Source organism: Pseudomonas sp. TH04 (assembly GCF_016651355.1).
Taxonomy (GTDB): domain Bacteria; phylum Pseudomonadota; class Gammaproteobacteria; order Pseudomonadales; family Pseudomonadaceae; genus Aquipseudomonas; species Aquipseudomonas fluorescens.
Genome location: NZ_JAEKEA010000001.1, coordinates 3,214,319 through 3,232,553, shown reverse-complemented (window position 1 = coordinate 3,232,553; position 18,235 = coordinate 3,214,319). Strand labels below are relative to the sequence as shown.

17 protein-coding genes and 1 pseudogene are annotated in these 18,235 nt (G+C 60.9%); 8 read left to right on the top strand and 10 right to left on the bottom strand.

What is annotated here, in order from left to right; genetic code table 11:
- Positions 1-278 precede the first annotated feature (278 nt).
- Positions 279-2,216, top strand: coding sequence for a RecQ family ATP-dependent DNA helicase (locus JFT85_RS14550; RefSeq protein ID WP_053253803.1), 1,938 nt, complete (start codon positions 279-281; stop codon positions 2,214-2,216).
- Positions 2,217-2,239: 23 nt separating this feature from the next.
- Positions 2,240-2,671: an acyl-CoA thioesterase gene (locus JFT85_RS14545; RefSeq protein WP_053253804.1), complete on the top strand. Its 432-nt coding sequence runs from the start codon at positions 2,240-2,242 to the stop codon at positions 2,669-2,671.
- Between the two features lie 148 nt (positions 2,672-2,819).
- On the opposite strand, the gene JFT85_RS14540 is transcribed toward JFT85_RS14545, so the two are convergent.
- The 4 genes from JFT85_RS14540 to JFT85_RS14525 all read right to left on the bottom strand — a co-directional run bounded on the left by JFT85_RS14540 (position 2,820) and on the right by JFT85_RS14525 (position 7,721).
- Positions 2,820-3,299 carry a glycine zipper domain-containing protein gene (locus JFT85_RS14540; protein ID WP_064450207.1) on the bottom strand — a complete coding sequence of 160 codons (480 nt, stop codon included), beginning with the start codon at positions 3,297-3,299 and terminating at the stop codon, positions 2,820-2,822.
- A 252-nt stretch (positions 3,300-3,551) separates the two neighbouring features.
- The gene (locus tag JFT85_RS14535) at positions 3,552-5,900 is read right to left on the bottom strand and encodes an FdhF/YdeP family oxidoreductase (protein ID WP_069553450.1); all 2,349 of its coding nucleotides are present in this window, start codon (positions 5,898-5,900) and stop codon (positions 3,552-3,554) included.
- Complete coding sequence (gene fdhD / locus JFT85_RS14530) at positions 5,897-6,736, bottom strand: formate dehydrogenase accessory sulfurtransferase FdhD (RefSeq protein ID WP_053253807.1); 840 nt, start codon at positions 6,734-6,736, stop codon at positions 5,897-5,899. The genes JFT85_RS14535 and fdhD overlap by 4 nt, the downstream gene beginning before the upstream one ends.
- 97 nt (positions 6,737-6,833) lie before the next feature.
- Positions 6,834-7,721 (bottom strand): LysR family transcriptional regulator, encoded by an 888-nt coding sequence (locus JFT85_RS14525; RefSeq protein WP_053253808.1) that lies wholly within the window; start codon positions 7,719-7,721, stop codon positions 6,834-6,836.
- 128 nt (positions 7,722-7,849) lie between these two features.
- Between JFT85_RS14525 and lysM the strand changes: the two genes are divergently transcribed.
- Positions 7,850-8,290: a peptidoglycan-binding protein LysM gene (lysM, locus tag JFT85_RS14520; RefSeq protein ID WP_053253809.1), complete on the top strand. Its 441-nt coding sequence runs from the start codon at positions 7,850-7,852 to the stop codon at positions 8,288-8,290.
- A gap of 109 nt (positions 8,291-8,399) precedes the next feature.
- Here lysM and yrfG read toward each other — a convergent pair whose 3' ends face one another.
- On the bottom strand, positions 8,400-9,062 hold the full coding sequence (gene yrfG, locus JFT85_RS14515; RefSeq protein ID WP_053253810.1) for a GMP/IMP nucleotidase: 663 nt from the start codon (positions 9,060-9,062) through the stop codon (positions 8,400-8,402).
- A gap of 87 nt (positions 9,063-9,149) precedes the next feature.
- Here yrfG and nudE point away from each other — a divergent pair, with 87 nt between their 5' ends.
- Both nudE and cysQ read left to right on the top strand, forming a co-directional pair.
- Positions 9,150-9,716: an ADP compounds hydrolase NudE gene (gene nudE, locus JFT85_RS14510; protein ID WP_053253811.1), complete on the top strand. Its 567-nt coding sequence runs from the start codon at positions 9,150-9,152 to the stop codon at positions 9,714-9,716.
- Positions 9,713-10,549, top strand: a complete 837-nt coding sequence (gene cysQ / locus JFT85_RS14505; protein WP_053253812.1) for a 3'(2'),5'-bisphosphate nucleotidase CysQ — start codon at positions 9,713-9,715, stop codon at positions 10,547-10,549. Before nudE ends, cysQ begins: the two co-directional genes overlap by 4 nt.
- A gap of 68 nt (positions 10,550-10,617) precedes the next feature.
- Here cysQ and JFT85_RS14500 read toward each other — a convergent pair whose 3' ends face one another.
- The 5 genes from JFT85_RS14500 to rfbB all read right to left on the bottom strand — a co-directional run bounded on the left by JFT85_RS14500 (position 10,618) and on the right by rfbB (position 16,027).
- Positions 10,618-11,073, bottom strand: a complete 456-nt coding sequence (locus tag JFT85_RS14500) for a thioesterase domain-containing protein (RefSeq protein ID WP_078827610.1) — start codon at positions 11,071-11,073, stop codon at positions 10,618-10,620.
- A gap of 26 nt (positions 11,074-11,099) precedes the next feature.
- The gene (locus JFT85_RS14495) at positions 11,100-12,485 is read right to left on the bottom strand and encodes a sigma-54-dependent transcriptional regulator (protein ID WP_053253814.1); all 1,386 of its coding nucleotides are present in this window, start codon (positions 12,483-12,485) and stop codon (positions 11,100-11,102) included.
- Entirely contained in the window at positions 12,482-14,290 is a 1,809-nt protein-coding gene (locus JFT85_RS14490; protein WP_069553452.1) for a sensor histidine kinase, read from the bottom strand. Before JFT85_RS14490 ends, JFT85_RS14495 begins: the two co-directional genes overlap by 4 nt.
- Before the next feature lie 65 nt (positions 14,291-14,355).
- Positions 14,356-14,901, bottom strand: coding sequence for a dTDP-4-dehydrorhamnose 3,5-epimerase (gene rfbC / locus JFT85_RS14485; RefSeq protein WP_053253816.1), 546 nt, complete (start codon positions 14,899-14,901; stop codon positions 14,356-14,358).
- Between the two features lie 43 nt (positions 14,902-14,944).
- Positions 14,945-16,027: a dTDP-glucose 4,6-dehydratase gene (gene rfbB, locus JFT85_RS14480; protein ID WP_053253817.1), complete on the bottom strand. Its 1,083-nt coding sequence runs from the start codon at positions 16,025-16,027 to the stop codon at positions 14,945-14,947.
- A 232-nt stretch (positions 16,028-16,259) separates the two neighbouring features.
- On the opposite strand from rfbB, the pseudogene JFT85_RS14475 reads away from it, so the two are divergent.
- From JFT85_RS14475 to JFT85_RS14465, 3 genes and pseudogenes are all read left to right on the top strand, one after another.
- Positions 16,260-16,487: pseudogene (locus JFT85_RS14475) on the top strand (hypothetical protein); the annotation flags it as partial.
- Between the two features lie 121 nt (positions 16,488-16,608).
- Positions 16,609-17,715, top strand: a complete 1,107-nt coding sequence (gene aguA / locus JFT85_RS14470) for an agmatine deiminase (RefSeq protein ID WP_069553455.1) — start codon at positions 16,609-16,611, stop codon at positions 17,713-17,715.
- A gap of 234 nt (positions 17,716-17,949) precedes the next feature.
- A complete protein-coding gene (locus JFT85_RS14465; protein ID WP_073637915.1) occupies positions 17,950-18,162 on the top strand; it encodes a hypothetical protein in 213 nt (70 codons plus the stop codon).
- The last annotated feature ends 73 nt before the right edge of the window (positions 18,163-18,235 follow it).

Sequence of the window (18,235 nt, the reverse complement as noted above, 5' to 3'; positions counted from 1 at the left end):
GTAGTGCAGGTCTAAACGTGTGGGAGCGGGCTTGCCCGCGATGGCGGTGGTTCAGTTGATACGTATGTCGACTGACGCACCGCCATCGCAGGCAAGCCAGCTCCCACATTTGGTTTGTATTCTTCTCACAAAATCGAGTTAACACTCCCACTTCGGCCCTAGGCCATGCCTCAGCCTGTGTATCATCCTGTCTCTTTTTTCCTTGCGACCTTTCTCGATTCGCTGAACACGCTGGTCTATGTTTTGCACTCGTTCAGCGGTCAATGGAGTGACAGCTTATGCACGACACCCTCCAACAGGTCTTTGGTTATCCACAGTTTCGTTTGGGCCAGGAAGCAGCGGTCAGTGCGGTGCTGGCCGGTCGTTCGGCCGCGGCGATCTTCCCCACTGGCTCGGGCAAGTCCCTGTGTTATCAGCTGTCGGCGGTACTGTTGCCGCACCTGACGTTGGTGGTGTCGCCGCTGTTGGCGTTGATGCAGGACCAGTTGGGCTTCTTGAAACGCCACGGCATTTCAGCCGGCAGTATCGATTCGGCGCAGAGCCGCGATGACGCCAATGACGTGATGGCCCGCGCACGCTCGGGCGAGCTGAAAATCCTGATGATTTCCGTGGAGCGTTTGAAAAACGAGCGCTTCCGTCATTTCCTGCAAAGCGTACAGATTTCGCTGCTGGTGGTGGACGAGGCGCACTGTATTTCCGAATGGGGCCATAACTTTCGCCCGGACTATTTGAAGCTGCCGGACTACCAGCGCCAGTTCAATATCCCACAAGCCTTGCTGCTGACGGCCACGGCCACGCCCAAGGTGATTGCCGACATGCAGGCGAAGTTCGCCATTGCACCGCAGGATGTCGTCACCACAGGCTTCTACCGGCCCAACCTCAACCTGCTGGTGGAACCGGTTGCCGGTGCGGACAAACGTCGGCGCCTGGTCGCCTGGATGAGCGAGAGGGCGGATCAGCCGAGTATCGTCTATGTCACGTTGCAGAAAACCGCTGAACAGATTGCCGAGCACCTGAACCGCCATGGCATCCAGGCCGAGGCCTATCACGCCGGCCTGGCCCACGATAGGCGCGAGGGCATCCAGCAGCGCTTTATGGGCGGGCACTCCAATTGCATCGTTGCCACCATCGCGTTTGGCATGGGCATCGACAAGAGTGACATCCGCAACGTGGTGCATTTCGACCTGCCCAAGTCCATCGAGAACTACAGCCAGGAAATCGGCCGTGCAGGGCGGGATGGTCAGCCGTCCGACTGCCTGGTGTTGGCCAACCGGGACAGCCTGAATGTGCTGGAAAACTTTGTGTACGGCGACACCCCTGAACAGGCGGGCATTTGCCGTGTGCTGGAGGCGTTGCAGGCGGCGCGGGGTGACGGGCAATGGGAGTTCTTGCTGAGGTCGCTGTCGGACCACAGCAACCTGCGCGAGCTGCCGCTCAAGACGCTGCTGGTGCAGTTGGAGCTCAAGGGTGTGATCGCACCGCGCTATGCGTTTTACGCCGAATACCGTTTCAAATACCTGATCGAGCCCGAAGCCTTGTTGGCGCGTTTTTCCGGTGAGCGGCAGCAGTTTGTCGCGGCAATCATCCAGGTGTGCAACCGCGCCAGAACCTGGGCCACCGTGGATTTCGACGCGCTTTACCAGCAGCACAACGCTGAGCGCAGCCGGGTAGTCAAAGCCCTGGATTACTTCCAGGAGCAGGGTTTGATCGAGCTGGAAAGCAAGCAGATGACGGAGGTCTACAGCCTGCTGAACACCGACTTTGATGCGCAGGCATTGAGCGAAGCGTTATACACAGGCTTCAAGCAGCACGAGGTCGCGGAGGTGGCGCGGATTCATGCCATGCTCGACCTTTTTGCGACCGAGCATTGCCTCGGCCAGCGTTTGGCCAAGTACTTTGGCGATGAACATGCCCCTCTGCAGTGTGGGCATTGTTCGGTGTGCCATGGCCACGTAGCCCACTTGCCTGCACCGCCGAGTTTGCCGCCGCTTGTGGATAAAAACTTCATGGGGCTGTGCGGTGATTTTATCCACAGGCATCATGAACACACCGGGCAACTGCCGGGTGCGGAGCGGCTGACGCGGTTCCTGGTGGGGATCAGCGTGCCGTTGTTTACCAAGCTGAAGGCGCGGGGGATTCCCGGTTTTGCTGCGCTGGAAGACTACCCCTACGCCGAGGTGCGTGCGTGGGCCGAGGGTCATTTGAATGATCTGTAAATCCACTTTCGTGAGACCTGCACATGCCTGACTCAATGCCCTTGCGCGCTGATTACCGTCACTTCCAACCGATCATCACGCGTTGGCACGACAATGACGTGTATGGCCATGTGAATAACGTCACCTACTACAGCTTCTTCGACACGGCGGTGAATACCTACTTGATCGAACACGGTGGGTTGGACATTCATGACGGTGAGGTGGTGGGGTTTGTGGTGAGTTCGGCGTGCGATTATTTCGCCTCGATCGCCTTTCCAGACCGCATAGAAATCGGCCTGCGGGTGGGCAAGTTGGGCAACAGCTCGGTGCAGTATGAGTTGGCGGTGTTCAAGGCAGGCGAAGAGGAAGCCTGTGCGGCAGGGCGCTTTGTGCATGTGTTTGTGGACCGGGCGTCGAACCAGCCGGTAGCGATTCCGGCGATGCTGCGCGAGGCGTTACAGCGGTTGGTGGTCTGACACTGCCATTGTGCTCAATAGGCCGCAAATGTGGGAGCGGGCTTGCCTGCGATGGCGGCGGGTCAGGTTGAGTCGCATTACCTGACGCTGTGCTATCGCGGGCAAGCCCGCTCCCGCATGGACCGGCAGTGGTGTTCAGACTGCGGGCTTACCGATCACGGTAATGATGTTTGTTCTTGCGATGCCCATAAGCATGGCCGCGGCCGCGATGGTCGTCACGGTCATAACGACGGTTGTCCCGCCCGCGATACCGACGGTCTTCGTCATCGCTCTTGTTGCCCATGTAGTTGCCCAGCGCACCGCCCGCACCACCGCCAGCGGCTGCGCCGATCAGGCTGCCTGTGCTGCCACCCATGCTGCGGCCCACCACGTTGCCACCGGCCGCGCCCAAGGCGCCACCGATAGCGGCTTCGCCACGGCTGCGTTTGTCGGCACCCACCGCACTGCCACCCGCGCCACCCAGGGCTGCGCCGATGGCCGAGCCGGTGTTACCACCCATCTGCTGGCCGACAACTGAACCTAAAACCCCGCCCAATGCGCCGCCCACACCGGCTTCGGTGGTGCCACCGGCCATGGCTGCGCCACTGACCAGGCCAAGGGACAACAAGAGAATCGAGGAGAACTTCATAGAGAAACCTCAGGAGGATGACGGCGCGATCCTGAGGTTGTATCGAGACGCTGACAATCGAAAACCGACCAGTGGTACAGGTTGTATACAATTTTCTAAGTTGCTGTTTTGTATGGGGAACTTAAGCAGTTTTTGCGAGTCTTTAACTACTTCGGAACGGCCGCTTTTATGCAAAAGCGGCCTTTTTTGTGCCTCGCAAAAAGTCGGTGTGACGGCTCGTCACAACCGGCCCGCACACCACAACACGCCCAATCAGGCCGAGCGCGCCATGATCAAACCGGTCGCGCTGGCCGCCTCCAATCGAATCGCCACAAATTTCGACGTCGGTGTATGGCTGCCATCCCCGGTGCTTTCCAGCGGCACCAGCGGGTTCACTTCCGGGTAATAAGCGGCGGCCTGGCCTGCCGGGATATCGAATGCCAGCAGGGTGAAGCCCTTCACGCGGCGCTCACGGCCATCTTCCCAAAGCGACACGATGTCGGCTTTCTGCCCCGGCTTGAAGCCCAGGCGGATGATGTCGGCCTCGTTGACGAACAGCACGTCCCGCTGGCCCTTGACCCCACGGTAGCGGTCATCCAGGCCATAAATGGTGGTGTTGTACTGATCGTGGGAGCGCATTGATTGCATGATCAGGTCCGGCACCCGGCCCGTGGCATGGGTGCGTTCGTGGATCAGGTCTTTGGGCAACACGTTCGGGCGGAAGTTGGCGCGGCCCGAGGGGGTGTTCCAGCGGCGTGCGCCGGCAGCGTTGCCCAGGTAGAAGCCGCCGGGGTGTTTGATCTTCTCGTTGAAGTCCTTGAAGCCTGGAATGGTGTCGGCGATCAGGTCGCGGATGCGCCCGTAGTCGGCCACCAGCCAGTTCCAGTCCACCGGTTTACTGCCCAGGGTCGCGGCGGCTATGCCCGCGAGGATGGCCGGCTCGGACTTCATCAATTTCGACAGCGGTTGCAGTTGGCCGTTAGAGCCGTGAACCATGCTGAACGAGTCCTCCACGGTGACGGCTTGCGGGCCATCGGCCTGGATATCAATGTCGGTACGCCCCAGGCACGGCAGGATCAGCGCGTCTTTGCCGTGCATCAGGTGGCTGCGGTTGAGCTTGGTGCTGATCTGCACGGTCAGGTCGCAGCTGCGCAGCGCTTCGAAGGTGCGCGGGCTGTCTGGCGTGGCTTGGGCGAAGTTACCGCCCAGGCCGATAAACACCTTGGCGCGACCTTCGAGCATGGCGTGGATGGCTTCCACCACGTTGTGGCCATTGTGGCGGGGCACCTGGAACTGGAAACGACGCTCCAGGGAATCAAGGAATGCCACCGGTGGGCGTTCGTTGATGCCCATGGTGCGGTCGCCCTGCACGTTACTGTGGCCGCGCACCGGGCACAGGCCTGCGCCCGGGCGGCCGATGTTGCCGCGCAGCAGCATCAGGTTGGCGATTTCCTGGATGGTCGGCACCGAGTGGCGGTGCTGGGTGATGCCCATCGCCCAGCACATGATCACGTTCTTGCCTTTGGCGTACATGCGCGCCGCTTGCTCAATCTCAACCAGGGTCAGGCCGGACTGCTCAACGATTTCATCCCACGAGGTGTCGTCGATCTGGCCGAGGTACTCCAGCACATTGGCCGTGTGTTCGTTGAGGAAGTCGTGGTCGAACACGGCTTCTTTGCCTTCGGCCTGGGCCTGGCGTTCCCACAGCAGCAGGAACTTGGCCATGCCGCGCAGGATGGCCATGTCGCCACCCAGCGCCGGGCGGAAGTACGCCGTGTTGGTCGGCTTGTCGCCGTTGGTGAGCATTTCCAGCGGGTGTTGTGGGTGCTGGAAGCGTTCCAGCCCGCGCTCTTTGAGTGGGTTGATGCACACCACCTGGGCACCGCGCTTCACCGCTTCACGCAGCGGTTCGAGCATGCGCGGGTGGTTAGTCCCTGGGTTCTGGCCCCAGACGAAAATCGCATCGGCATGCTCAAAGTCATCAAAGGTCACGGTGCCTTTGCCGACGCCCACGCTTTGCGCCAGGGCCACGCCGCTGGCCTCGTGGCACATGTTCGAGCAATCCGGGAAGTTGTTGGTGCCATAGGCACGTACAAACAGCTGATACAGGTACGCGGCTTCGTTGCTGGCGCGGCCCGAGGTGTAGAACTCGGCCATGTCCGGGCTGGGCAAGGCGTTGAGGTGTTTGCCGACCAGGTCGAATGCCGCTTCCCAACTGATCGGCATATAGCGATCGGTCTCGGCGTCATAGCGCATCGGCTCGGTCAGGCGGCCCTGGTACTCCAGCCAATAGTCGCTTTGCTCCAGCAGCGCAGTGACGCTGTGTTTGGCGAAGAATGCAGCATCCACACGGCGTTTGGTGGCTTCCCAGTTGACCGCCTTGGCGCCGTTTTCGCAGAACTTGACCACCCCGCTTTCTGGCGAGTCGCCCCACGCGCAGCCCGGGCAGTCAAAGCCGCCGTTCTGGTTGGTCTTGAGCATCATGCGCAGGTTTTTCAGCGCGTTGTCGCTGGTCAGCCAGGCCTGCGCCACGCTGATCAGTGCGCCCCAGCCGCCGGCCGGGCCTTTGTAGGGCTTGTAGCGCGGCTTCGGGGTTTCGTCGGCTTGGTGGTGCAGGCTCATGGTTGGTTCTCCATCGCAGGGCTGTAGACCCGCGGCGCACTTTTCTGCGGCAGGTGGATGAGATTGAGGTTGTGGCGGCGGGCCCATTGCACGGCCAAGCCAGTAGGCGACGACAGGCTGACCAGGGTCTGGATGCCCGCGCGCAATACTTTCTGGATCAGTTCGAGGCTGCAGCGGCTGGTCACGATTGCCAGGCTGCCGTCGGTCGAAATCTTTTCGCGGATCAGCGCGCCGATCAGCTTATCGAGGGCGTTATGCCGGCCGATGTCTTCACGGCCCATCAGCAACTCGCCTTGGTTGTTCATAAATACCGCCGCGTGCACGGCGCCGCTGTACTGGCCCAGGGGTTGGAACGCGCTAATGCGCTGGCGCAGGCCGTCGAGCCATTCGGCGGGCGGCAACGGTGCGCCGGGCAACACCTGAAGGTCTGGCAACGCTTGTTCCACTGCCTCCACACCGCACAAACCACAGCCGCTGGTGCCCGCCAATTGGCGGCGCTGCTGCTTGAGGTTCCAGAAGGCACGGCTGGAGATCTGAACCTGGGCGTATTGGGCTGAACCCGAACCGCTGAGCTTCAGATCATAAATGTCGCTAACGTCGGCAATAATGCCGCTGCCGATGCTGAAACCGACGATGAAGTCTTCCAGATCCGTCGGCGTCACCAGCATCACGGCCTGGCTGATGTCGTTATACGCAATCGCTAACGCCACTTCTTCCGCCAAGGCCGTGCTGGCGACTTCAGTGTGTTGCAGGTTGCAAAACTGGTAGCTCTGACTGGCGGCGGGCGCGGGCGTTTCAGGGGCAGGCGCCGCGCAGACTGGGCGCTTGGCTTCCATGGTGCAGTACCACCGGGGGATTGATCAGTGTTTAGACTAGGCGCGACAAAGCGTCGCGTCTAATTGCCAGTACTGATCTACCGATAGATGGCGTCGATCAAGGTTCGATTTGCGATTTTTGAAACAGCGCGAAACAGGCTTCGGCCAAGGCGGACCGGGGCGCGCTGCGGCGCATGATCAGCCCCAGTCGCGCCAGGGTATGAGCATCTTCAATGGGTTGCAGGCGCAGGTGTTCGGTGAGGGCATCGAGGCCACCGTCCAGCGGCATCACGGCGCAGCACAGGCCGCCGTGCACGGCTTGTAACAATTGATGCACCGCATCGGTTTGTAACAACGGCTGTGGGTTGAGCCCGCGGCTGTGGAAGTTGTGGTCGATGGACTGACGAAAGTGCATGCCGCTGGTGAGCATGCCCAGCGGCAATTCGATCAGTGCTTCCCAGCTCAACGGTTTTTCGCCAAAGCTGAAAAAGCGCTGGTCGTAGAGCAGGCCCATGCGGGTTTCGCCCAGCGCCAGCGAGTCGAAGCGCTCGTTGTCGAGGCGCTCCAGATACGACACGCCGAGGTCCAGGCGATTGCTCGCCAGTTGTTCGAGGATTTGTTCGGAGCTTAACGCCGAGAGCTCAAAGCGCAGGTTTGGGTGGGCTTTGTGCAGTTGCTGCATCAATGCCAGCGGATCGAAGCTCGACAGCGGCACCACGCCCAGGCGCAACGTACCCACGAGGTTGCCGCGACAGGCCGCCGCTTCGGCCTGCAAGCCGTCATAGGCCGCCAGCACGGTGCGTGCCCATGCCAGCACGCGCTCGCCCGGCGCGGTGAAGCCTTCAAAGCGTTGGCCACGGTTGACCAGTTGCAAGTCCAGTTCATCTTCGAGGTTGCGCAGGCGCATCGACAGGGTCGGCTGAGTGATATGGCAACGCGCGGCCGCCTGGCCAAAATGCCGGGTTTCGTCGAGGGCGATGAGGAATTTCAACTGTTTGATGTCCATCTTCGCTCCGGGCTTATACCAATGGCGTGGGATTCTAGCGCGTTTGGGTCTTTGGTCGGCTGGAACCCAAGTCTGCGGGATTGGTCTAGTCTTTGGCATCTGGAAATCAAACCCAAGGAGAGCACACCATGAGTCTTTTTAGTTTCGTGAAAGAAGCAGGCGAAAAGCTGATCGATCTGTTGACGCCGGGTAACGCTAACGCCAGCGATGAGTTGAAAAAGCATATCGAAGCAGTAGGGCTGGGTAACCCTAACGTTCACGCCACCGTGGACGGTGACAAGGTGACGATCACGGGTGAAGTCGCCAGCCAGGAAGAGAAAGAAAAAATCCTTCTGGCGGCGGGCAATATTGCCGGTGTAGCCACTGTCGATGACCAGATTACCGTCTCCGGCCCTGTCGTCGCCGCCGCCCGTTTTGTGGTGGTGAAAAAGGGCGACACCCTGAGTGCGATTTCCCTGGCGGTGTATGGCAACGCCAACCAGTACAACAAAATCTTCGAGGCCAACAAGCCGCTGCTCAAAGATGTGAACAAAATTTACCCAGGGCAGACGCTGCGTATTCCTGAGTAACACTCGAAACAAAAAGGTGGGAGCGGGCTTGCTCGCGAATGCGGTGAATCAGTTAACACATCCAGTGGCTGACACACTGCTTTCGCGAGCGACCCCGCTCCCACCTTGATTACAGCCCGACAATGAGGTCCCGGTAATCGTCTACCGCCGCAAACTCCGCAGTATCCTTCGGCCCTTTCTGACTGTCCGGCGCTTTCACCGCAAGCAGATGCCCCACGCCAAAATCCCGGGCACTGCGCAGGATCGGCAAGGTGTCGTCGATAAACAGGCTACGGGCCGGGTCGAAATGGATATCGGCATGCAGGGCATCCCAGAACTGCGGGTTTTCCTTGGGGAAACCGTAGTCGTGAGAGCTGATCAGCCGCTCGAAATACGGCGCCAACTCAATACGTTCCAGTTTCAATGACAGCGAATCACGATGAGCATTGGTGATCAGGATGACGCGTTTGCCGGCCCGTTTGACCGCTGCCAGAAACGTATCCGCATCCGCGCGCAAGGCGATCAGGTGGGCGGTTTCCAGCTTGAGCTCGCGCACCGGGATGTTCAGCTCCGTGCTCCAGAAATCCAGGCAATACCATTGCAACTGTCCGGCGTTACGCTCGAACAGTGGTTGCAACTCCATCTCGGCCATGGCCCGGGTCACGCCGTGCAGCTCGGCATAGCGCTGGGGCAGGTGCTCCATCCAGAAGTGGTTGTCGTAATGCAGGTCAAGCAAGGTGCCGTCCATGTCCAGCAGGACGGTGTCGATGGCGTGCCAGGGCAAAGAGGGCATGGGGCGATCTCATGTAAGTAAAGATATCCGACACAAACAATCGGAAAAGCCACGGTATAGTAACCCGATCACGCCAAGGAGCCGCTTATGCGCCAGAAACCCACCGTACTCGCCCGCGAAATAGTCGCCAGTAGCCGTTTGTTCCGCGTGGAGGAAGTGCAACTGCGCTTTTCCAATGGCGTCGAACGAACCTACGAGCGCCTCGTAGGCCGCGGTGCCGGCTACGGCGCGGTGATGATCGTGGCGATGATCGACGAGGACCATGCGTTACTGGTGGAAGAATACTGTGGCGGTACTGACGAATATGAGTTGTCGTTACCCAAGGGCTTGATCGAACCCGGCGAAGACGTGCTGGCGGCAGCCGACCGCGAACTCAAGGAAGAAGCCGGCTATGGCGCGCGACAGTTGGAGCACATTACCGAGCTGTCGTTGTCGCCTGGCTATATGAGCCAGAAAATCCAGGTGGTGCTGGCCACTGAACTGTACGAAGAGCGCCTCGAAGGCGATGAGCCCGAGCCGATGCGTGTGGACCGGGTCAACCTGCGCGAGTTGTCGCAGCTGGCGCAACACGAGCAGTTCAGCGAAGGCCGCGCCCTGGCGGCACTGTATCTGGTACGAGACCTGTTGACCCAGCGTGGAGCGTTTACCGCATGAGCGAACTGTTTTTAGGGCACCCGTATATTGCCCCTGTGATTGAGCTGGCTCGCCAGGCGGGTGAAGTGATTCTGCCGTTCTGGCGCGCCGATGTAGCGGTCACCGCCAAGTCGGATGATTCGCCGGTGACGGCGGCAGACCTGGCCGCTCACCATCTGATCCTGGCGGGCCTTACCGCACTCGATCCGAGCATCCCGGTGCTGTCCGAAGAAGATGCTGATATCGACCAGAGCGTGCGTGCCGGCTGGCAGCGCTGGTGGTTGGTGGACCCGCTGGATGGCACCAAGGAGTTTATCTCCGGCAGCGAAGAGTTCACCGTCAACATTGCGTTGATCGAGCAAGGCCGTGTGGTGTTCGGTGTGGTGTCGATGCCGACCAGTGGCCGTTGCTACTTCGGTGGCGCCGGGCTGGGTGCGTGGCGTTCCGATGTGAATGACGCGCCCAAGCAGATTCAGGTGCGTGAGGCACCGGCGGCGGGCGAGTCCTTTACCGTGGTTGCCAGCCGGCGCCATTCCAGCCCTGAACAGGAACGCCTGCTCGACGGTTTGAGTGAAGGGCTTGGCGCATTGAAACTGGCAAATATCGGCAGCTCGCTGAAGTTCTGCCTGTTGGCCGAAGGCAGCGCCGATTGCTACCCGCGCCTGGCGCCGACGTCGCAATGGGACACCGCTGCAGCCCAGGGCGTACTGGAAGGCGCCGGGGGCGAGGTGCTGGAATTGAGCGGCGAGCCGTTCAGCTATCCGGCACGGGCTTCATTGTTGAACCCATTCTTCTTGGCGCTGCCGGCGAAGGCTGCGTGGCGCGAGCGATTGCTGACCCTGGCTCGTTCTTAAGGCCCCTAAAAAATCAAAATGTGGGAGCTGGCAAGCCAGCTCCCACATTGGTTTTTGTGTGGTGGCTATCATCGGTGCAAGACGTATTGGCCGGTGAAGGTCACGGCTCGTTCTTCACTGCGTTCATTGACGATCCACGTCTCCAGCGTCAACCGCGCCCGGCCGTAGCGCTTGTACGTCGCCAAAAACCGCTTCCACACCTTATCTTCCGGCGCCGGGCACACCACGGTCGCATCCCGCGTGACCGGCAGCGGATAACTGATCTGCCCTTCCTGAATCACGATATGCCCGTCTTCAATGCCTGCTTCGCGCAGTTTCAAGTGCAGCCAACCCCAACCCGCCAGCACGGCGCCGCAATAGAGGCTGCCGCCAAACATCGTGCTCTTGTGGTTGATATTGGCCTGCAAGGGCAGGTGCAGTTGCAGTTGGTCGTGCTGCCAGTCGAGCACCTTGAGGCCCATCTCCCGGGTGAGGGGGATGTCGTGATGAAGGATCGATTCCAGGTAACGGCTGTCGCGGCTCATGGCGGCCTCTTGGGCAGTGGGCAGGGTCATTCGTCGTCAGCGTTATGGCTGGCGCTGTCGGCGAAGTTCAGGCCGTGTTTGCGCAGTTTGTCGTGCAGGGTCTTGCGCGGCACGCCCAGGGCTTCGGCCAGGCTGCGCACCGAACTGTGCGGGCGGGTCAGTTCGGCGGCAATCAGGCTTTTTTCGAACTGTTCGACCTGTTCGCTCAAGCCCCCGGGTGTGGAGGTGAGGACACCGGCGGCGGGATTATCCGCCGTGGCATCCAGGGCCAACTCCAGCCCCAAGGCAAAGCGCTCCGCCGCATTTTGCAGTTCGCGCACATTGCCCGGCCAGCTGTGACGCAACAGCAGCGCCCGCTGGCCCGGTTGCAGCTCGTGCAGCGGCAGGCCGTGGCGGCTGCTGGCCTCGTCGGCAAAGTGCTGGAACAACATCAGCGCATCTTCACCGCGTTCGCGCAGCGGCGGAATGCGCAGCGGCGCGACGTTGAGGCGGTAATACAAGTCGGCCCGGAAACGACCCTGGTCGGCCGCCTGGCGCAGGTCTTCCTTGGTGGCCGCGATAATGCGGATATCCAACGGGATCAACTGATTGCCGCCCAGGCGCTCAACCACGCGCTCCTGCAACAGGCGCAGTAGTTTGACCTGCACATCCAGGCTCATGCTTTCGATTTCATCGAGGAACAGCGTGCCGCCGTTGGCGAATTCGAACTTGCCGATACGGCGTTTCTGCGCGCCGGTAAAAGCGCCGGGCTCGTGGCCAAACAGTTCGCTTTCGACCACTGACTCGGCCAGGGCACCGGCGTTGATCGCGACAAACGGCCCGCTACGCCGGCTCGACAGGTCGTGCAGCGCGCGCGCCACAACTTCTTTGCCGGCCCCGGTCTCACCGAGGATCAGCACATCGGCACGCGTGGCGGCGAGGGCACCGATCTGCTCGCGCAGGCGCAGCATTTGCGGCGAGTGCCCGACCAGTCGCGTACTCAGCTGTTGGCGATCACTGAGGGCCAGGCGCAGGCTGCGGTTGTCCAGCACCAGGCGGCGCAGGGCCAGGGCGCGGCGCACGCTGTCGAGCAGGGCGTCGCTGGCGAACGGCTTTTCGAGAAAATCATAGGCCCCGGCGCGCATGGCCTGCACCGCCAGCGGTACATCACCGTGGCCGGTAATCAACAACACTGGCAGTTCAGGGTCCTGGCCGTGCAGTTCGGCGAGCAGCTCCAGGCCGTCCATGCCGGGCATGCGGATATCGCTGACCACCACGCCCGGCCAGTCGCGGGACAGGCGCGCGGTGAGGCCGGTGGCTTCGCCCAGGGTCAGGACTTTCAGCCCGGCCAGGTCCAGGGTCTGGCACAGGGCCTGACGCAGGTGGGGATCGTCGTCGATCAGCACCACCTGAATCTGGTTATCGATACTCATACACTGCGGTCCTCGGACGGTTGCAGACTGACGCCCGGCGAGCCGGCACGCAATTTCAAGGTTAACAGTGCGCCACCTTCCTTGTGGTTGGCGAACAGCAGTTCACCGCCAAAGGCACGCATCAAGGTGTCACAGATCGCCAGGCCCAACCCCAGGCCCTGGGTGCGGGTCTTGGTGGTGTAGAACGGTTCACTCGCGCGGCCCAGGGCTTCCATGCAAAAGCCCGGGCCATTGTCGCGAATGTACAGGTTGACGCCCTGTTCGGTGGTTTGGGCACTCAACCAGAGTTTGCGTGGCGGGCCTTTTTCGGTCAGGGCGTCGAGGGCGTTGGCGAGTAGATTGCCGAGGACCTGGCGCAGGCGCGTTTCCCCGGCTTGCACCCAGAGGGTGGCTTCCGGCAAGTCACGGATCAGCTCGACCTCCATCGACCGCCGCCGTTTGGCCAACAACGCCAACGCGTCATCGAGTGCCGGCTGCAAGGCCACGCTTTCCGGTGCGTGACGGTCGCGTCGGGCGAACGCGCGCAGGTGCGCGATGATCGAAGCCATGCGCCCCGTCAGTTCACTGATCAGCTTGAGGTTGCCCCGTGCGTCGTTGGTGCGTTCATGGTCGAGCAGGATCTCGGCGTTTTCCGCGTAGCTGCGAATCGCCGCCAGCGGCTGATTGAGTTCGTGGCTGATACTCGCCGACATGGTCCCCAGCGCTGACAGTTTACCGGCCTGCACCAGGTCATCCTGGGCGCGTACCAGTTCCTGCTGGGCGTGCTCACGCTCCAGCACTTCCTGTTTGAGGCGCCGGTTCAGGCCTTCCAGGTCGCTGGTGCGCTCCACCACACGGGCTTCCAGCTCGCGTCGGGCCTTGGCTTCGAACGCGATGCGCTCCAGGTAATGGCGACGGCGTTGCATCAGCAAACCCAGCAACAGCATCAACACCAGTAACGTGGCGCCACCGACCGCCACCACGGTACGCACCGGGCGATTGATCAATGAGCGCGGCGCGAGAATTTCCACGGTCCATCCGGTTTCGGCGATGGCCGTGGATTGGCGCAGCCACGCCGTGGTACTCAGCGCCAGCGGCTGCGGGTCGCGCGTCGGGTAAGGCTGGATGGCAATGATCGCCTGGCGTTCCTCGGCGGTCAGTGGGCGGGTGGCGCGGAATCGCCATTGCGGGCGCGAGGTGAGGATCACCACGCCGTTGTGGTCGGTCACCAGCAGTTGTTCTGGGGTGTTGCCCCACAGGCTTTCGGTGTGGTCCAGGTCAACCTTGACCACCAGCACGCCGATGATTGTATCGCCATCGCGAACGGCGGCAGCGAAGAAGTAGCCGCGCTTGGCCGAGGTGGTGCCGAGGCCGAAAAACCGCCCGAGGTGCCCGGCCATGGCTTCGCTGAAATAGGGGCGAAACGAGAAGTTGCGGCCGACAAAGCTGTCCTGTTTATCCCAGTTGGAGGCGGCGAGGGTTTTGCCGGTGGTGTCCATCAGGTACATCACTTCCGCACCGGCCTGGGCGGCGACGTCCTTGAGCAACTGGTTGGCGTTGGCCAAGTTGGTGCTGACATGGGGCGCATCCAGCGCGGTACGCAGGGCGGGCAGGTCACCGAGGATTTGCGGCAGCACTTCATAGCGGTGCAGGGTGCCGAGCAGGTTGGCGACGTACAGATCGAGGGTCTGGCGGTTTTGCCCGGCCAGTTCACTGCGGTAATAACGCTCGGCCAGGTGTTCCAGCGGCCACAGCAGCGGCGCCAGGCACAACGCCAACAACGCGAGGCTGCGCCAGCGGGGTCTTCGCGGAAGGGGTGGTGTCATGGGAGTCATGCGCCTGTGGGTACAGGCGCATTATGCCTAGGGCTGTCGTGCAAGACACTCGCCGGTCAAGGAAACACGTCGGCCTCTGCCAGGAACTTGCCGTTTTGATCCTTGGCCGACAAGGTCGGAGCCCCGTCCAGCAGCCAGTCAATATTGAGCTGCGGGTCGTCCCAACGGATACAACGCTCTGCAGAAGGCGTGTAGTAATCCGTGGTTTTGTAGAGGAACTCGGCGTAGTCGCTGAGCACTACAAAACCATGCGCAAACCCGGGTGGAATCCACAGCTGGCGGTTGTTTTCGGCGGACAAGCGCACGCTGGTCCATTTGCCGAAATCAGGCGAACTGCGGCGGATATCCACCGCCACGTCCAGGACCTCACCGGCAGTCACACGGACCAGTTTCCCCTGCGTATTTTCGATCTGATAGTGCAAGCCGCGCAGCACGCCCTTTTGCGAACGGGAGTGGTTGTCCTGCACGAAGTCCAACTGCAGGCCGGTGGCTTGAGCAAAAGCCTTGGCGTTGAAGCTTTCATAAAAAAAGCCGCGCTCATCGCCAAACACCTTCGGTTCGAGGATCAACACATCGGGCAGCTCAGTCGCGATTACATTCATTGGGTTTGCCTCGCCGAGGTGAACAGGTCGTGTGATCAGATCCTTACGCGATCAGATCTTTTGGGTCGGTATTGCCGAGTCGCTCACCTTGATAGCTGCCGTCCTGGACCCTGCGGCACCAGTCGAGGTTATCGAGGTACCACTGCACGGTCTTGCGCAGGCCGGTTTCAAACGTTTCTTCAGGGACCCAGCCCAGGTCGGCTTCGATCTTGCTCGCATCGATCGCGTAGCGCTGGTCGTGGCCCGGGCGGTCCTTGACGAAGGTGATCAGGTCGGCGAATTTTTCTACGCCGGCAGGGCGTTGTGGCGCCAGTTCTTCCAGCAGGCCACAGATGCCGCGTACCACGTCGATGTTCTTTTGCTCGTTGTGGCCGCCGATGTTGTAGGTCTCGCCGACTTCACCCTCGGTGACGACTTTGAGCAGTGCCCGCGCGTGATCTTCGACGAACAGCCAGTCACGCACCTGCAAACCGTCGCCATAGACCGGCAGCGGCTTGCCGGCGAGGGCATTGAGGATGACCAGCGGGATCAACTTCTCGGGGAAGTGGAACGGCCCGTAGTTGTTCGAGCAGTTGGTCAGCAGCACCGGCAGGCCATAGGTACGCTGCCAGGCGCGGACCAGGTGGTCGGAGGCGGCTTTGCTGGCCGAATACGGCGAGCTTGGCGCGTAAGGGGTGGTTTCGGTGAACAGGTCGTCCACGCCGTGGAGGTCGCCATACACTTCGTCGGTGGAAATGTGGTGGAAACGGAACGCGCTCTTGGCCGGTTCGGCCAGCGTTTGCCAATAGGCGCGAGTGGCTTCCAGCAGGCTGTAGGTGCCGACGATGTTGGTCTGGATAAAGTCCGACGGGCCGTCAATGGAACGGTCGACGTGCGACTCGGCTGCCAGGTGCATGATCGCCTGTGGCTCAAAGCGTGCCAGCACGGCGCTGACGGTGGCCTGGTCGATGATATCGGCTTGCACGAACTCATAGCGGCTGTTGGACGCGATGCTGGTCAGCGACTCCAGGTTGCCGGCATAGGTGAGTTTGTCCAGATTGAGCACTTCGTGCTCAGTGTGTTGAATCAGGTGGCGAATCAGTGCAGAACCGATAAACCCGGCACCGCCGGTGATGAGAATGCGCATGTCAGAGAGCCTTTTCCTTAGACGGTCATTTAGCGAGAGCATAGCTTGAGTTGTGAGGCCGGGCGGTGCAAGCGTGGTGTGTGCTGGGGGTTGCCATACGGACCGGGTCAGTGGCGATATAGACGCTCAAAAAAACCGCGGTCGTCACATGTTGCTCGCCACGTTGGTCCATCACGCCAATCTGCCCTGCCCGCCAGTCGCTCCTGAGCAGGCTGCCCAACTGCTTGAGCACCACGGCTCTTACCTGGGCCTGGCGTGAGTGCGTGACCGGCACACCCTGGAACCTGCTACAGCAGAAACCGCGTTGTTGTGTGATCGTCTGCGAGGGTTGGGTATGTTCATGCAGCCGACGGGCGATTACCTCAACATCCTGAAGCTCACGCCACCGAGGGTGACCTCTAAACGCAGTGTGGACTTCTTTGTCGACATGCTGTCGAAGGCGCTGGATGAGCAGCTGTAATTAATCGATTGTTATCGGCTAATTATTGTAATGTTTGTCGACTATGATCTTTTGTTCCTTTTAAAGCCGATTTTTATCCGTTATAAAGTCGGCCTTCACCCCATTCGGAGTCCTGATCGCCATGACCACCCTGCACAGCACGCCTCGCGCCGATGGCTTCTACATGCCCGCCGAATGGGCGCCGCAAACCCAAACCTGGATGATCTGGCCGCAGCGTCCGGACAACTGGCGCCTGGGTGGCAAACCGGCGCAGGCCGCTCACGTGGCGGTGGCCAAGGCTATCGCGCGCTTTGAGCCGGTGACGGTCGCCGTTTCGGCCGAGCAGTATGAAAACGCGCGCGCACGTTTGGATGTGCCCAATATCCGCGTGGTGGAAATGTCCAGCGACGATGCGTGGGTGCGCGACACCGGCCCTACGTTCGTCATCAACAACAGTGGCGAAGTGCGCGGTGTGAACTGGGATTTCAATGCCTGGGGCGGTTTTGACGGCGGCCTGTATGCACCGTGGAATCGCGACGCGCAGGTGGGCGGCAAGATCCTCGAGATCGAGCGCGCGCCGCGTTACCGCACCGAAGGTTTCGTGCTGGAAGGCGGGTCGATCCATGTCGACGGTGAAGGCACCCTGATCACCACCGAAGAATGCCTGTTGAACCGCAATCGCAACCCACACCTGGATCGTGCGGCGATCGAAGCGGTGCTCAGCGACAACCTGGCTGTGGATAAGATCATCTGGTTGCCGGACGGCCTGTTCAACGACGAAACCGACGGCCATGTGGATAACTTCTGCTGCTACGTGCGCCCGGGCGAAGTGTTGCTGGCCTGGACCGATGACCCGCAAGACCCGAACTACGCGCGCTGCCACGCGGCCATGGAGGTGCTGCAAAGCAGCACCGACGCCCAGGGTCGCTCGTTCACCGTGCATAAAATGCCGATCCCGGGGCCGCTGTACGCCACCGAGGAAGAATGCGCGGGTGTGGACCCGGTGGACGGCAGCCAGGAACGCAATCCGACCGTGCGGTTGGCGGGTTCCTACGTGAACTTCCTGATCGTTAACGGCGGCATCATCGCGCCAAGCTTCGATGACCCGCTGGACAGCCAGGCCAAGGGCATTCTGCAAAACCTCTTCCCGCAGCACGAAGTGGTGATGGTGCCGGGCCGCGAACTGTTACTGGGTGGCGGAAATATTCATTGCCTGACCCAACAACAGCCAGCCCCGCACAAAAATTGAGTGCAGTTGTAACAGTGCCTGAGCGATAACACGGCGCTACCTGTTTATAGCGTTCACAGCAAGCCCGCGGCCCCGTTAGGTCGCGGGCTTTTTTGTTTCCTAGTGCCTATAAACACGGGACATTGGCATAGCTCTTGTATCGGTGTTGTCACGGTGAACCAAGGGGATGACTGCGCAGTTCTGTCATAAACCTTGAGTAAGTTAGCCGCTCACGCAGTAGGAGAGAGCGCTGAAATGAATGCCAATATAAACCTGATCCACACGCGCCCGTTCCACCCCACGCGGGTCGACGGTGAGGCGATCCATGCGTTGGCGCTCTGGTTGAAGGCAAATGGCTCACGACAGGTCAGGCAACCTGACTTGCGCAGCGTGATGAGTGAACGTTACCCGGTGGGGTTGCTCAGCGAAGATGAAATGCGCGCATTGTGCGAGCTGATGCAAAACTGAAGTGCCCGCTCCCGCATTGGCAGGGTGAACGTCTTAAAAACTCCCGGTGTTACTGTCACGTAGAGCGTCCAGA

Coding starts and splice junctions, on each gene's coding strand:
- JFT85_RS14550 (WP_053253803.1), top strand. CDS start 279: ATGCACGACACCCTCCAACAGGTCTTTGGTTATCCACAGTTTCGTTTG.
- JFT85_RS14545 (WP_053253804.1), top strand. CDS start 2,240: ATGCCTGACTCAATGCCCTTGCGCGCTGATTACCGTCACTTCCAACCG.
- JFT85_RS14540 (WP_064450207.1), bottom strand. CDS start 3,299: ATGAAGTTCTCCTCGATTCTCTTGTTGTCCCTTGGCCTGGTCAGTGGC.
- JFT85_RS14535 (WP_069553450.1), bottom strand. CDS start 5,900: ATGAGCCTGCACCACCAAGCCGACGAAACCCCGAAGCCGCGCTACAAG.
- fdhD (WP_053253807.1), bottom strand. CDS start 6,736: ATGGAAGCCAAGCGCCCAGTCTGCGCGGCGCCTGCCCCTGAAACGCCC.
- JFT85_RS14525 (WP_053253808.1), bottom strand. CDS start 7,721: ATGGACATCAAACAGTTGAAATTCCTCATCGCCCTCGACGAAACCCGG.
- lysM (WP_053253809.1), top strand. CDS start 7,850: ATGAGTCTTTTTAGTTTCGTGAAAGAAGCAGGCGAAAAGCTGATCGAT.
- yrfG (WP_053253810.1), bottom strand. CDS start 9,062: ATGCCCTCTTTGCCCTGGCACGCCATCGACACCGTCCTGCTGGACATG.
- nudE (WP_053253811.1), top strand. CDS start 9,150: ATGCGCCAGAAACCCACCGTACTCGCCCGCGAAATAGTCGCCAGTAGC.
- cysQ (WP_053253812.1), top strand. CDS start 9,713: ATGAGCGAACTGTTTTTAGGGCACCCGTATATTGCCCCTGTGATTGAG.
- JFT85_RS14500 (WP_078827610.1), bottom strand. CDS start 11,073: ATGAGCCGCGACAGCCGTTACCTGGAATCGATCCTTCATCACGACATC.
- JFT85_RS14495 (WP_053253814.1), bottom strand. CDS start 12,485: ATGAGTATCGATAACCAGATTCAGGTGGTGCTGATCGACGACGATCCC.
- JFT85_RS14490 (WP_069553452.1), bottom strand. CDS start 14,290: ATGACACCACCCCTTCCGCGAAGACCCCGCTGGCGCAGCCTCGCGTTG.
- rfbC (WP_053253816.1), bottom strand. CDS start 14,901: ATGAATGTAATCGCGACTGAGCTGCCCGATGTGTTGATCCTCGAACCG.
- rfbB (WP_053253817.1), bottom strand. CDS start 16,027: ATGCGCATTCTCATCACCGGCGGTGCCGGGTTTATCGGTTCTGCACTG.
- aguA (WP_069553455.1), top strand. CDS start 16,609: ATGACCACCCTGCACAGCACGCCTCGCGCCGATGGCTTCTACATGCCC.
- JFT85_RS14465 (WP_073637915.1), top strand. CDS start 17,950: ATGAATGCCAATATAAACCTGATCCACACGCGCCCGTTCCACCCCACG.